14 protein-coding genes and 1 pseudogene are annotated in these 12,889 nt (G+C 36.1%); 2 read left to right on the forward strand and 13 right to left on the reverse strand.

The window, feature by feature from the left end; translation table 11 throughout:
• The 8 genes and pseudogenes from AAGF08_RS10985 to AAGF08_RS11020 form a co-directional block, all read right to left on the reverse strand.
• Positions 1–209: pseudogene (locus AAGF08_RS10985) on the reverse strand (GNAT family N-acetyltransferase); the annotation flags it as partial.
• Positions 210–221: 12 nt separating this feature from the next.
• A complete protein-coding gene (locus AAGF08_RS10990; protein WP_343511212.1) occupies positions 222–503 on the reverse strand; it encodes a GNAT family N-acetyltransferase in 282 nt (93 codons plus the stop codon).
• Between the two features lie 18 nt (positions 504–521).
• Complete coding sequence (locus AAGF08_RS10995) at positions 522–941, reverse strand: VOC family protein (RefSeq protein ID WP_343511213.1); 420 nt, start codon at positions 939–941, stop codon at positions 522–524.
• A gap of 17 nt (positions 942–958) precedes the next feature.
• The gene (locus tag AAGF08_RS11000) at positions 959–1,324 is read right to left on the reverse strand and encodes a DUF2116 family Zn-ribbon domain-containing protein (RefSeq protein WP_343511214.1); all 366 of its coding nucleotides are present in this window, start codon (positions 1,322–1,324) and stop codon (positions 959–961) included.
• A 67-nt stretch (positions 1,325–1,391) separates the two neighbouring features.
• Positions 1,392–2,543 (reverse strand): aminotransferase class V-fold PLP-dependent enzyme, encoded by a 1,152-nt coding sequence (locus tag AAGF08_RS11005; protein WP_343511215.1) that lies wholly within the window; start codon positions 2,541–2,543, stop codon positions 1,392–1,394.
• A gap of 26 nt (positions 2,544–2,569) precedes the next feature.
• The gene (locus AAGF08_RS11010; protein ID WP_343511216.1) at positions 2,570–3,067 is read right to left on the reverse strand and encodes a GNAT family N-acetyltransferase; all 498 of its coding nucleotides are present in this window, start codon (positions 3,065–3,067) and stop codon (positions 2,570–2,572) included.
• Between the two features lie 7 nt (positions 3,068–3,074).
• Positions 3,075–4,856: an SGNH/GDSL hydrolase family protein gene (locus AAGF08_RS11015; RefSeq protein WP_343511217.1), complete on the reverse strand. Its 1,782-nt coding sequence runs from the start codon at positions 4,854–4,856 to the stop codon at positions 3,075–3,077.
• Between the two features lie 262 nt (positions 4,857–5,118).
• Entirely contained in the window at positions 5,119–5,646 is a 528-nt protein-coding gene (locus AAGF08_RS11020) for an alpha-L-fucosidase (protein WP_343511218.1), read from the reverse strand.
• A gap of 191 nt (positions 5,647–5,837) precedes the next feature.
• Between AAGF08_RS11020 and AAGF08_RS11025 the strand changes: the two genes are divergently transcribed.
• On the forward strand, positions 5,838–6,311 hold the full coding sequence (locus tag AAGF08_RS11025; protein ID WP_343511219.1) for a (2Fe-2S)-binding protein: 474 nt from the start codon (positions 5,838–5,840) through the stop codon (positions 6,309–6,311).
• Positions 6,308–8,527 carry a molybdopterin cofactor-binding domain-containing protein gene (locus AAGF08_RS11030; protein WP_343511220.1) on the forward strand — a complete coding sequence of 740 codons (2,220 nt, stop codon included), beginning with the start codon at positions 6,308–6,310 and terminating at the stop codon, positions 8,525–8,527. The genes AAGF08_RS11025 and AAGF08_RS11030 overlap by 4 nt, the downstream gene beginning before the upstream one ends.
• A 209-nt stretch (positions 8,528–8,736) precedes the next feature.
• On the opposite strand, the gene AAGF08_RS11035 is transcribed toward AAGF08_RS11030, so the two are convergent.
• The 5 genes from AAGF08_RS11035 to AAGF08_RS11055 form a co-directional block, all read right to left on the reverse strand.
• Entirely contained in the window at positions 8,737–9,879 is a 1,143-nt protein-coding gene (locus AAGF08_RS11035; protein WP_343511221.1) for an ATP-grasp domain-containing protein, read from the reverse strand.
• 525 nt (positions 9,880–10,404) lie between these two features.
• Positions 10,405–10,998 (reverse strand): hypothetical protein, encoded by a 594-nt coding sequence (locus tag AAGF08_RS11040; RefSeq protein WP_343511222.1) that lies wholly within the window; start codon positions 10,996–10,998, stop codon positions 10,405–10,407.
• A gap of 557 nt (positions 10,999–11,555) precedes the next feature.
• Positions 11,556–11,921 carry a DUF2200 domain-containing protein gene (locus tag AAGF08_RS11045; protein WP_343511223.1) on the reverse strand — a complete coding sequence of 122 codons (366 nt, stop codon included), beginning with the start codon at positions 11,919–11,921 and terminating at the stop codon, positions 11,556–11,558.
• Positions 11,922–11,943: 22 nt separating this feature from the next.
• Positions 11,944–12,375 (reverse strand): DUF1801 domain-containing protein, encoded by a 432-nt coding sequence (locus AAGF08_RS11050; RefSeq protein ID WP_343511224.1) that lies wholly within the window; start codon positions 12,373–12,375, stop codon positions 11,944–11,946.
• A gap of 12 nt (positions 12,376–12,387) precedes the next feature.
• Positions 12,388–12,846 (reverse strand): SRPBCC family protein, encoded by a 459-nt coding sequence (locus AAGF08_RS11055; protein WP_343511225.1) that lies wholly within the window; start codon positions 12,844–12,846, stop codon positions 12,388–12,390.
• Between the last annotated feature and the right edge of the window lie 43 nt (positions 12,847–12,889).

Genomic DNA, 12,889 nt, shown 5'->3' on the forward strand with positions numbered 1-12,889 from the left:
AAAGTGCGGTAACAATAATCAGATATTCCTCTCATGAAACCGATCAATCGACCATTTTCGCGAGCGGTTACCCAAAGATTGGCACCAGAAACCATTTGCTCTAATAGAGAAATATCATCCATAGGTCTACGTAAAGAAAGAGTGGACTCCTCTAGAACTTGAATAAATTCTTTAAGGGAAATAATCGGTTCTTTCTGATAAGAAATCATTAAATGTATCAATCAAGTTAAAACATCCTGAAGATCTTTTCGCTTTTTAAAAGTAGCCTTGGCAAATGGACAAAGAGGCAACACTTTTATCTCTTCTTTTCTGACATAATCTACCAATACCTCCAAAAGCTTTGCCCCTATTCCCTGTCCTTTCAGGGATTCATCTACTTCTGTATGTTCTATAATCATTTTTTTTGATCCTGCCATGACATAGACCATTTCAGCAAATCTTCTTGGTCCTTCTTCTATAAAAAAAGAACCTTTTCTTCCATCAAATTCATGTTGTATCTCCATATTCAACAATTGCCTCTTTTAACTTTCTGTTTTCTTTTCGACCATCTCGTCATAAACCTCATTGACTGGCTCCCATAACTCAATACTATGCCCATCGGGATCCAAAATGTGGACGAATTTACCGTAATCATAACTTTCAATTTCATCGAGAATGGTAACTCCTTCTTTCTTTAGTTCCTCAACGAGCTCCACCAGATTTTCCACACAATAATTCACCATAAAATCTTTATCTGAAGGCTTAAAATAAGTGGTATCATCTTTCATTGGAGACCATTGGGTAAAGCCTTTTTGGTTTGGATTTTCGGAACTTCTCCACTCGAATGTAGTTCCATAATCATCGGTTTGAAGTCCCAAATGCTTTTTGTACCAATCTTTTGTTTTTGTAGGGTCCTTTACTTTAAAAAATATCCCTCCAATTGCAGTGACTCGCTTTTTCATATTTTTGTGGATTAATTTTATTCTATTCCTTTGACTATCAAAAACCAATCTCCATCCAATTCCAAATAGCCAAAATCATAACAATAGTGGTATTGATTCCCTTTTTTATTGGTGTATAAATGTGTGATATATTTAAAATTAAAACCTGCTCGCATCAATCGATCTCTTGTAGTTTTGCCAAGGTTTTCCCCGCTAGGAATAAATTTCTCTAAAATATTCCGATTTCGCTTTAATGCATTGTTTGTATTTCGGATCAAATTGGTAGTTAAAGCGGTCTGCTGATTATTAAAATTGTTTCTGCAGGAATCATCGCAAAACTTTTTATCCACCCTACCTCGAATAGGTTCTCCACAGTTAAGACAAGTTCTTTTTTCTATACTCATACCTAAAAAATTAACCTTAATCTAAGAAATAAATGAATCATTCATGCGTGAATTTTATAAAATTAGTTTATAACTTCTCTTTAACTACTTCTATAAGCTTCTGAATATCATCTACTGTATTAAAAACATTTACAGAAATCCGCAAATTATTACCTCTTGCAGAAAGAAACACCTGATTCTCTTCTAATTTTTGCTTTAATCTTCCCACATCTAAATAGCTTGGGAGTTTTGGAGAAATTAAATGAAATGCTAAAAAATCATCTTCCTCGACTTCTCCACCTATTTCCTTGATAAATGTTCTCAAGGGCAAGTCTAACTGTTTTGCATATTCTTGAATTCGCTCAGGTTTCCATTCCAGCAACTGTTCTAAACTTGCTTTCAGCATAGGCATCATGATAAAATTACTGGTCTCTCCGACATTAAATCTTCCTGCACCAGGCTCATATTCGGAAGCATAGTCAGACAAAGAACTAAAATTCCTGGCATTAACCCGATTCATCCAGGATTCTTCCAGCGGAATGCCATTAACAAACTTATCTCCTATATAGGCCAAGGCTATGGAATAGGGTCCCAAAAGCCATTTGTATCCAGCACAAACCAAAGCATCGATTCTAAATTCCTTTATATCCATCGGCATCGCCCCTACAGACTGGGTACCATCCACAATAAAGTATGCTCCGACTTTCTGACATTTTTCTCCAATCGCCTTTAGATTAAACTTCACCCCACTCATCCAATGAATCGAACTAATCAATACCACTGCTACATTTTCGTCAACTGCATCAATAATTCGCTGATTCCAATTTTCTCCTTTTTGCTCTGCCGAAGGGTCAGGTTCTACAATTTGCAATTCAGCATCATTTTCTCTTGCCCATCTTTCCATGGAAAAGTACCCGCTGGGAAACTCTTCCTTCACTACAATTGCCTTTTTTTTCTTACCCGCCTTGATGTTATTCAATACCGAAGTAAAACCATAAGAAGTTGAGGGCATCACCGCTACTTCACTCGGCCTACAATTCACCAGTTTCCCGAAGGACATTCTCACTTCCAATACTCCATCAAAAAAGTCATCAGGCTTTAAATCAAAGGGGTTTCGTTGTTTGATAAGAGACTGAATTCCTGCTTCTTCAGAGGATTTTAACAATGGAGCTCGATAAGCATTATTTAAATAATGAACCTCCGGTTTAAGGTTAAAAAATTCTTTTTGGCATGAAAGCATAGCTTATTTTTTATCGAAATGGTAATTTATTCTTCAAGACTCTTAAACATAATATAAGTATCGACTAATCCCTTTTCAGGATGTCTAAATCCTTTTGGGGTAACTCCAATTATGGAGAAATCAAATTTCTTCCACAGATGAACTGCTGGTAAATTCGTACTGACTACACAATTAAACTGTATTCCAGTATACCCCTTTTCCCTCGCAAAGGAAATCGAATGTTCACAAAGCAATTTTCCCAAACCTTTCCTTTGATGATTCGGGTGAACCATATAACCACAATTGGCAATATGATTTCCCAATCCTATCTGATTAGGTTTGATGATATATGTTGCCAAAATTTCACCTTTCTCATTTATAGCAACAAAACTATCCATATAAGGAGCAAACCAATATTCCTTTAACTTATCCCTTGGGGTACACGGTTCAAAAACATAAGTGTCGGAAGTTTGGATTACTTTGGAAAAAATTTCCCAAATTCCTTCCGAGTCATTTAGAAATTCAGCAGGTCGAATTAAGCTCATCAACAAGTTATTTATAAAGTTTCGGAGCCAACTCATTTGCAATCAACTGATACCCTTCTTCATTTGGATGAAGGCCATCAGAAAATAAACTTTCATTCAATTTTCCATCGGACTGAAGCAATCCTTTACCAACTTCAGCATAAGGCACATTTTGCAAATCTGCCATTTGGGAAATTTTCAGATTGATTTCTACCACTTCCTTTTCCATGCCTCTTCTTGGTAAAATTCCTATCATTAAAATCTCACTTTTTGGTTGTCTTTCTCTGATTTCCCCGATGAGGTTTTTAAGACCAAGGATAATCTCCTCATGAGTATTTATTCCTAGGTTATTAGTTCCAATCATCAAGATGATCTGCTTTGCTTCAAATCCATCCAATTCATCATGATATACTCTCCAAAGCACATTTTCTATTCGATCCCATCCATAGCCAAAATTTCGAACACCGGCAGGTTTTAGCATATTATCCCAAGAATTAGGACCATTTACCGTTTTGATCTTAGGTTCACCTCCCCAAAAATTAACAATAGAATTTCCGAATAGTAAGATTTTCGGAGGGTTTCCCTGATTCATTTTTAGGATTTCCTGATGCCTTTCTTCCCATTTATAGACAGCGATATCCCTGCTTTGGCTTGTGGAAATGGTAGTAGAAATATCACCTTTTTCTTGGCTCAAAACCTCTAATATCAATGATTCATAGGCATCTGCATATTGGATCATTCCATAATCATTGGGATGAATAATATCCACAAATGAGTCAAACCCAAGTCCCAACTCCTCTTTTTCCAGTAAGAAAACTCCTGAGACTCCTTCCGCTTTTAGTTGTAAAAAGGCCTTTTTATACTGCTCATTCAGCCTTTTTACTACTTCATGATTTTTAATATTGACAAATGCATCAGCATATCCAACATGCTCCGTCAAAATGATGGGTACATCTGGGCGTTTGGATTTTAGTTGTCGGACAGCATTTATAGTAAGGTTATAAACATCATCCCGATCAGGACTTAAGTTGGGCAGACAATCCAAAATATAAACCTTGGCATCTATTTCTGTCAATAACTCCAGAACCTCTGTTTCCATTTTTCCATTACCTGAGAAGCCTAGGTTTAAAACGGGTCTTTCCAGTTTTCTCTCTAGAATATTACTCCAAGCCATACCCGGCCTACTGGCACAGGCTCCTTGACAAATAGAAGTACCATAAGCCACGATGGGTTTTTCTCTTCTGACCGGAAGCACCTCAAAAAAGGCCGTTTCCTCCACTCCTATTTCAAGGTCTTCTACCTCATTATAAAGGGGCAAAAAAAGCTGGTATTCTCTCCCATATGTTGAATACTTAGTCGAATTTTCATTGACCACAAACGTATAAGTGGATTCTTCTTTAATGGAATATCTTCCCCAACTTCGTGTCCATTCTCCATCGTAAGATTTACTATAAAGATCCAAGCCACTGACCCCTGTGGCAGGCATGTGTGGCATGGAAATATTTCCTTTGACTTTATATCTGACCTGAATCGTATCCGAATTGCTCCAGAATCGAATCGACAAACCAGCTGATTGCCTTGAAAGATTCCAAACGGGAGTTCGCACATCCTTTTCAGCTCTGGCAGGAAGTCTGTGATAAGGCGAAGACACTTCATTTGCCCAAGCTTGCCCAGAAATAACAGGGAAATCACTTTGGGATGGGTTCCACCATTTCAAACTGTTTTCTTCCTGAGCTAGCGCAAAACCTAAAAAACTGAAGAGAAAGGAAAGGGTAAGGATACCCCGATTGAGATGATATTTATTTTTCATAACCGTCTAAAAATCAAATTTTTCTTTGTTTATGCGCAATAGTTCGCTCTTTTTTATTGGTCAAAATAAATTTGGACTATTTTTATTTACTGTCCTTTATATTTCAAGACAATTGCTGGAGATTCAGAAAGCTTTCTTAGGGCTTTTTAGTATAGAAACCACTGTTTTTCATTTTCCATTTCAAGGATCCTTTCTCTCCTAAAATCTGGATCTTATTTCCTTCTTTAGGCGCGTTGACACCAATAGAAATGCTTGGTTCAAGTTAATCTCCTTCTTCCAAAAGCAAAATAGCAAACAATTCATATTCTTTTCCTTTAGTGAAGTAAAGCTTTCCATCCTTACAAGGGCCATTGGAAATTTTATAATCTGTAAACTGGGTGTCAAACATATTGAACCCATCATGGTGTTTAGTGGTAAAAACCCCGTATTTCATTCCTGCTTTAGCTGCAGCATCTGCCCACTGAGTCGGATCAAATCCTTGCGGATTAAACTTCTCGCTTAAACCCCAATACCATTTTTTATAATCCTCATAGCTTTGGGTGGTATCTCTTCTATTGATCCAATCTTCATTGACAATGCTCCAAGACTCAACGATTCCAGGAACAGCATAAATCCCCCAGTGAATCAAAATTCCAAACTTCTGATCTCTCCAATGCTCTAATTTTTCGGCAACTTTTGGGTCAGTGGGATATTCGTATTCCGAAGAGGTAGGGTGTATGGTATTTTGAGCTTGCGCTCCAAAGCTGAATACAAAAGCAAGCAGCATTAATAAAAAAGATTTCTGGTTCATAGGTGCTAGAATGATAATCAATGTGAAATATGGGGTTTTAACCCATAGCCAAAGGTAAAATGGAATCAATGGGAAGGCAAGTAAAAAAGAAGTATTCAGGATTGGGGATTGTCAAAAGTCTTCTTCGTTTTTTTTAATGGCTTCCAAATTACCCTCTCAATTCCTTATCTTAGAATTTGACTTCTTTAGCTATGCCAAAATATCAAATACACATCAACGGATCTACGAAAACAGTTGATGCCGAACCGGACACGCCTATACTCTATGTGCTCAGAGATAATCTTGAGTTAAATGGAGCAAAATTTGGCTGTGGTCTATCGCAGTGTGGCGCATGTATGATTTTGATTAATGGAAAAGCAAGTACAAGTTGTATCAGACCGATCTCCTCTGTTGGAGATGCTGAAATCCTAACTTTGGAAGGACTAGCAGAAAAAAACGGAAAACTTCATGCTGTTCAAGAAGCTTTTGTTCAGGAGCAAGCAGCACAATGCGGATACTGTCTAAATGGAATGGTCATGGCTTCTGTGGGTTTACTTAAATCAAATCCCAATCCCAGTGATCAGGAAATTAAAGAGGCATTAAGATTAAACCTCTGCAGATGCAGCGCCCATTCCAGAATTATCAAAGCAGTAAAAAGAGCAGCTAAAATCCAAGCAGGGTCATGATAGAATTTCAAAAAACAACTAGACGAAATTTCCTGAAAAATATTGGATATATCAGCGTTGGATTTCCATTACTTGGCTTTTCTTTTAAAGAGCAAGACCCCGTTATAGCATCAAGAGTTCCCTCTGAGGGAAATCTCCCAGGAAGTATGCGAAATGCAGGAACTGTCAACGCATGGCTCCATGTTTTGGAGGATGGACGCGTCCTGGTTTTTTCAGGAAAAGTAGAGTTAGGTCAAGGAATTAGAATGGCTATTTGTCAAGTAGCAGCAGAGGAATTGGATTTGGAATTGGATCAGGTAGAAGTTCACTTAGCAGAAACTGGATTAACACCAGATGAAGGCTACACTGCAGGCAGTGGGTCTGTACCAAACAGTGCTATGTCAGTTCGATATGCAGCTGCTACTGCAAGAAAAAAATTATTGGAGCTAGCCAGTAAAAAATTGAATGCCCCTGAAAGTGATTTGATACTTTTTAATGGTCTTGTAAAATCAAAGAATGGAAATCAATCTCTAAATTTTGCCGAGCTATTAGATGGAGCACAAATAGATATGGAGGTAAGTACCCCAATACCTGTAAAAGTAAAATCAGGTTATCGCTATGTTGGCAAAGCTCTCCCAAGAAAAGACATTCCTAAAATGGTTCGTGCTGAATCTATCTATTTGCAGGATTTACGCTTTCCAGGAATGCTTCATGCCCGGGTTTTAAGACCTTCAGGTTACCAATCAAAATTATTGAAACTGGATGATACAGGACTTGGCTCGGCGGTTTCTGGTCTGATCAAAACCGTTATCAACGGTAGCTTTGTAGGGGTAATTACAGAAAGAGAATACGAAGCTATAAAAGCTGTGGAATATCTAAGAAGGCGTTCTGAATGGTCTCAAAGCCCTGCATTTCCAAATCAAGAAAATCTTTATTCACACCTGAAAGAAATTGCTGATAAACCCCAAAAAGTCAGAAATAAGGGAAATGTGGAATTATCACAAAGTCAAAATACAAGATATAAAGCAAGATATACGAAACCTTATTTGACGCATGGATCCATAGGTCCAGGCTGCGGCATTGCAATGTTTGATGGTGAAATACTACATATTTGGTCTCATAGTCAGGGAATCTATCCTATGAGAAGAGCGATTTCCGGAATGCTAAAAATGGAAGAGGAGAAAATCCATATCGTGTCTGTTCCCGGTGCAGGATGCTTTGGTCATAGTACGGCTGACGATGCCGCCGCCGATGCAGCAATTCTGGCAATGGCATTACCTGAAAAACACATTCGGGTCCAATGGTCTAGGGAAGACGAGCATATTTGGGAGCCTTATGGAAGTGCGATGATGATGGAGCTCGAAGCTGAATTAGATAACAATGGTAAAATTAATACATGGATTTCTAATGTATGGACTGATACTCATAGTATGCGTCCCGATAGTGATCCTGCAACATTACTGGATACCCGATATTTGGAGTCCCCAATGCAACTGAAAGGAAGAGGATATTTGGGAGGTGGTCATAGAAATGCTGATCCTTATTATTCAATTCCCAACATGCAAGTTAATGCCCATTTTTTCGATGGTCCATTGCGGGTTTCTTCCTTGAGAAGTTTAGGTGCTTACACCACTATTTTTTCTATAGAATCTTTTATGGATGAGCTCGCGGAAAAAGCGGGTAAAGACCCTATTGAATTCAGGTTAGCACACCTAGATGACCCTAGAGCAATTGATGTTATAAAAAAAATTAAAGAAATTTCATCCAATCAAAAACTAAAAAATGGAGAAGGGATCGGTTATGCTTTTTCCCGATATAAAAACACTACCGCGTATGCTGCTATAGCTGCCAAAGTCACAGTTGACAAAGATACAGGAACTATTAAAGTATTGAATATGTGGGCAGCTGTAGATGTGGGAGAAATCATCAATATGGATGGAATCATAAATCAGATGGAGGGCGGAATGATTCAGGCTGCAAGCTGGACACTCAAAGAACAAGTGACATTTGAGGGAAATAAAATCACAAGTGAAGATTGGGGGAGCTACCCTATTTTTCGTTTTCCAGAAATCCCTGAAGTGGAAGTGGTAATGATAAATCGACCTGAGGAAGGAGCTGAAGGAGGCGGGGAAGTTTCCATGCCCCCAACAGGTGCTGCCATTGCGAATGCTGTATATCGTGCGTCTGGGAAGCGGCTTTATGATCTACCTATAACACCTGAAAAGATATTAGGGTAATTTGTGAAAGAAATATACATCTCATTCTCTTTCATTTTCCTCTTGGATTAACGTGCGTCAAATCCCCTCTTTTTCCCATTAGTTAAAAACTCCTCTATGTTTTGTTTTCAAGAATTGCTTTTATTTTTTTTCATTAAAAAGTAAGCTCATTTTAAACCCTAAAAAAGTTGAAGTCTGGATATTCTTATATTCAATTACTGCTCAACATTTTAATTTGGGGACAACTTGTTTTTATACAATTCATAATAGTAAATCGTCTCTTCAATAATTGTCGGGATAGGATCTTTTAGTATGAACTCAAGAAATGTGTTATCGAAATAAAAATCTTTTTTATTCTTGAATAATCTATTGAATGTAATTTTTACAGCTGGGCCAGTCCTAACTACTATTTTATTCTCAGGTTCAATAGTAGGAAGCTCAAGATTTAAGCTAGAAAGACAAGAAAGAAATGGGAAATTAACCCCTGCAAATATGGAAGCTGTGACACTTGCCCAGAAACGTGGGTTCATTTCTATTACCTTTGATCTTTTTTCATCTTGATCATACCTTAAATCAATATGAACTACACCTGACCATTGGAATTTTTCAGCCAATTTTTTTACGATACTGAAAATTTCGTCATGGTCTATAAATTCCAACCCATAAGGCCAAGGGTAATCCACCGAGTATTTTATACTTTTTTGAATTGTATGTGCAAGAATTTCACCTTCCTTACAAATGATACTACAATCAATATCGTATCCATTGATATAAGACTGTACAATAAGATCTACTTCATGATCATATTCTTTATACCAGTTTTGAAGGTCTGCTGCGTTTTCAAATATCTTGATCCCTTTTCCTCCAAAGCCGTTACGAGGCTTTACAATTATGGGAAATGTAGTAGATGAGATTAGGTTATCCAGACTATCATTAGGACTGAAAAGCTTAGTATCCGGATGGGCTATCTTATTTTCTTTTAGCCATAATGAAAGTAACCATTTATCATCTGCTATATCAAATGAACTAACTTCTGGCAGCGGAGGTAGAGAGATCAATTCCGAAAGTTCCAACTTATGCTTCGCTATCAAGCGAATAGCTTTAATATCCACTGGTAACAAAATATCAGCTTTTGTTTTTTTTATCGCATCTTTTATTGCTGAAATTTTTTCTTCATCTGTATCGCCATAAGGTGAATAAATAAATTTTGTTACGTGTCGGGAAAAACGAAGGGATGCATTTTTATCTCTTGATAAGACAAATACTTTTATATTCTTCTCTTGGGCCAAGCAGCGTATAACGGATAATGCATTTGCCCCATCACCATCAGGAATCAAAACCGAAAAAGAATTAGTATTAGTTAATTTTTTCATCTAATCGTTATAAATCAAGTTAATTTGGCCTTTTCGTTCAAGTCAATCTAAATTTTGCTTTATTATAAATTGTACCTAAAAATATTTAATATTAATTGTTTAATCCTAATCAAAACTAAAAAAACAAGTGAAATTTTGTCGAATGAATGATCCTATAGATTGCCAAGGATAAAACTTCACTGGAATTTATTTGACTTTAGAAATCATCCCTTTTTTCTTATGGTTACATTGAATCAATGAAAGTAAGATTATTAAATTTTCACTGATATTTAGAATTAAAGCTTCAAGACTTTTAGAGTTGGGAATTTGCTGTAAATACTAAGATTGGATGGAGTTTCCCAACATTTTTTTTATTTGTTCATTTTCCAAAAGGTTAAATTATCCAATGCGGATAATACTCCAGATTAACTTATCCGAAAAACCTTTTTGATGAAGAATTCATAGTTCATTAGATGAAAATTCACATCAAATAAGGTTTAATTATTATTTAAAGCTAACTCAAATGAATAAATGAACTTAAAGTTTTTATTTAATTGGTTTGATTCCAATATAACATGCTCTTGAAAAATAGATAAACCAACTTATGATACCCATAAATTTAAACCCATCCTCAAATAAATATATGTCACTAATATTAATCCCAAAAGCGGCTAAAATATCAGTGATAACCGAACTGGCCAGAAACCCAAAAGCTAGTAAAAACAAAATATAGTCTGTTTTTAGAATAAACTCTCGAAACAGGTATAAAAGAGCAATTACTGATGAACCATAGAATAAATAGAAGAATTTTTCGCTGATATTCAGATAATATGGGATAATCACATCATGTAACAAAAAAAGATCATCTATCAACATAAATAATGTCAATAACCCGGAAAAAAAGAAAAACTGGGACATAGCTTTTGGTTTATCGAAATCCCGGGCAATTTTGGAGGAAAAGAATAGAATGGCAGCAGTAAAGCACCAAAATGTAATTCCAATGTTAGACAGAAATCCTATGTAAAATTCAACACTGACATTGGGTACGTGCCAAATTGTTTGAATTGCATCCCTTGAAAAATAGCTGAAACTAATATCATTTGCTTTTCCAATAAAGAAGAGCATGGCTATAAAAGCCATAGTTGGGATAAAAATTTTCAATAAAAGAAGGATTGAATCTTTCTTGAAAAGTTTCTGGAAAGTCAGCTGATTCAAAATAAAGTGAATTTTGGTTGGGCAATAATATAAATTTTAGCCCTACTGAAAAAACTAATAAAATAAATTTCAGTTTTTTTTAAAGGTATTTTCAGACATTAATTGGCATTTAATTACAGGAGTTCAGAAGTTTAAAAAAAATTATAAAGCCGTAAAAAACTGCAAATAACGCTAATATCTTATGATTTATTCGTCTCGAAGGGCAAGGGTATGAAACACTTAATTTCAATAGGATCTTCAAGGAAAATCACCCAAAACTTCATTGCATTTTTATTGATGGTTTTCTCTTTTTCATCCCATCGGTAAATGACTGTTTATTGTATCAATTCTTTAAAAAAGTGAACTAGAAAGTGGTCCAGTAATAATTTAAACAATGTGGACAGTCAAAGAATTAGGCCAACCTTCCAAATTGTAAGGCATCGACATTCAATTGGAAAAAGACTGTTTGATCGATCAATTATTCAAAAGGTTTTATATAAGCATTACCCTTCTCTAAGTATCTTTTCCATCTTTTTTCCTTTGGCCAACTCATCAACCAGTTTATCCAAATATCTGACTTGCTGAGTTAATGGTGTCTCAATATCCTCAATACGATAACCACAAATAACACCTTTGATTAAACTCGCCTTTGGGTTGAGATTGGCTTTAGAAAAGAATTCGGCAAACGTCACTTTTGAAGTAATCAATTCCTGGATTTTTTCTTCATCAAACCCAGTCAACCACTCAATAACCTGATGCAATTCATCCCCGGTTCTACCCTTCTTTTCTACTTTAGTAACATAATGCGGATAAACTGACCCAAAAGTCATTTTAGCTATTCGTTCATCGTGTTCTGGTGTTGTGTTCATCTTAAAAATAAAATGTAATTTTTTAGCAAATTGATTTCGGATGATTTTGGAGATAAACAATTGTCGCTTTGCATAGCTTTTCAAGAACTTTCAAATCGATGTCGGCAAGCTTATTCACATAAATACAAGCTTTCCCCATTTTAAATTTCCCTAGCTCTGCCAAGAGTATTTTACCATCCTCAGAATTTGTATAAACATATAATGAAAAAGCAGCTTTTCGAGGTGAGAATGCAATCAAGGGCATATCCCCTTCGTGACCGCTTTCATATTTATAATGATATGTTCCAAAGCCAATGATACTGGAACCCCACATTTTAGCTTCAAATCCTGACCATTCCTTCATCAACTCTTTGAGTTTGTAAGTATCAGCTTTCTTTGACTCACTGGAAACAAATGATTCGATAAAATCCGAAACGGAGACTTCTGTCTCAATAGTTTTGTTCTTTTTTGCCATTATCCATGCTTATTACTCGAGTCGCTTTTTTAGATTTTCCAGACTCTTCATCAAATCTTTACCTAGCATTTTTTGAAAGAATCCTTTGAAAAGACTCATCGGAAACTTGACAGGTCCTCTAAAGTCCCAGGTTACCATTGTCTGTTTTTCATTGACATCGGAAAGTATAAATTTAGAAGTACCGGTGTTTTTCATCGGCCGTTCAAATTTCATCTCGTATTCAATCCGCTCATTTTGGACTAACTTTGTGATCTTCTGCTCTCCAGCCCCTACGTTTTTATCCTTACTATCCCATTTATATACAAACCCAACTGTCCCGTCTTTCCCATAATATTCGGCTTTTTTATAAGGATCTCTTATGTTCCAAACACTATACTGATCCATGTTTTTAGAAAACCTCAAGTATTCAAAAACAACATCTTTGGGTTGATCAATCACTACCGACTTCTCAACAATCATTTCACTTGCCATGCTTTAATTATAAGGTTTGACATTTATTAAAACTTCAAAATAC

It is taken from the genome of Algoriphagus sp. SE2 (genome assembly GCF_039563885.1).
Classification (GTDB): domain Bacteria; phylum Bacteroidota; class Bacteroidia; order Cytophagales; family Cyclobacteriaceae; genus Algoriphagus.

Coding starts and splice junctions, on each gene's coding strand:
- AAGF08_RS11030 (WP_343511220.1), top strand. CDS start 6,308: ATGATAGAATTTCAAAAAACAACTAGACGAAATTTCCTGAAAAATATT.
- AAGF08_RS11025 (WP_343511219.1), top strand. CDS start 5,838: ATGCCAAAATATCAAATACACATCAACGGATCTACGAAAACAGTTGAT.
- AAGF08_RS11035 (WP_343511221.1), bottom strand. CDS start 9,879: ATGAAAAAATTAACTAATACTAATTCTTTTTCGGTTTTGATTCCTGAT.
- AAGF08_RS10995 (WP_343511213.1), bottom strand. CDS start 941: ATGAAAAAGCGAGTCACTGCAATTGGAGGGATATTTTTTAAAGTAAAG.
- AAGF08_RS11045 (WP_343511223.1), bottom strand. CDS start 11,921: ATGAACACAACACCAGAACACGATGAACGAATAGCTAAAATGACTTTT.
- AAGF08_RS11015 (WP_343511217.1), bottom strand. CDS start 4,856: ATGAAAAATAAATATCATCTCAATCGGGGTATCCTTACCCTTTCCTTT.
- AAGF08_RS11050 (WP_343511224.1), bottom strand. CDS start 12,375: ATGGCAAAAAAGAACAAAACTATTGAGACAGAAGTCTCCGTTTCGGAT.
- AAGF08_RS11000 (WP_343511214.1), bottom strand. CDS start 1,324: ATGAGTATAGAAAAAAGAACTTGTCTTAACTGTGGAGAACCTATTCGA.
- AAGF08_RS11040 (WP_343511222.1), bottom strand. CDS start 10,998: ATGGCTTTTATAGCCATGCTCTTCTTTATTGGAAAAGCAAATGATATT.
- AAGF08_RS11010 (WP_343511216.1), bottom strand. CDS start 3,067: ATGAGCTTAATTCGACCTGCTGAATTTCTAAATGACTCGGAAGGAATT.
- AAGF08_RS11020 (WP_343511218.1), bottom strand. CDS start 5,646: ATGAACCAGAAATCTTTTTTATTAATGCTGCTTGCTTTTGTATTCAGC.
- AAGF08_RS11005 (WP_343511215.1), bottom strand. CDS start 2,543: ATGCTTTCATGCCAAAAAGAATTTTTTAACCTTAAACCGGAGGTTCAT.
- AAGF08_RS11055 (WP_343511225.1), bottom strand. CDS start 12,846: ATGGCAAGTGAAATGATTGTTGAGAAGTCGGTAGTGATTGATCAACCC.
- AAGF08_RS10990 (WP_343511212.1), bottom strand. CDS start 503: ATGGAGATACAACATGAATTTGATGGAAGAAAAGGTTCTTTTTTTATA.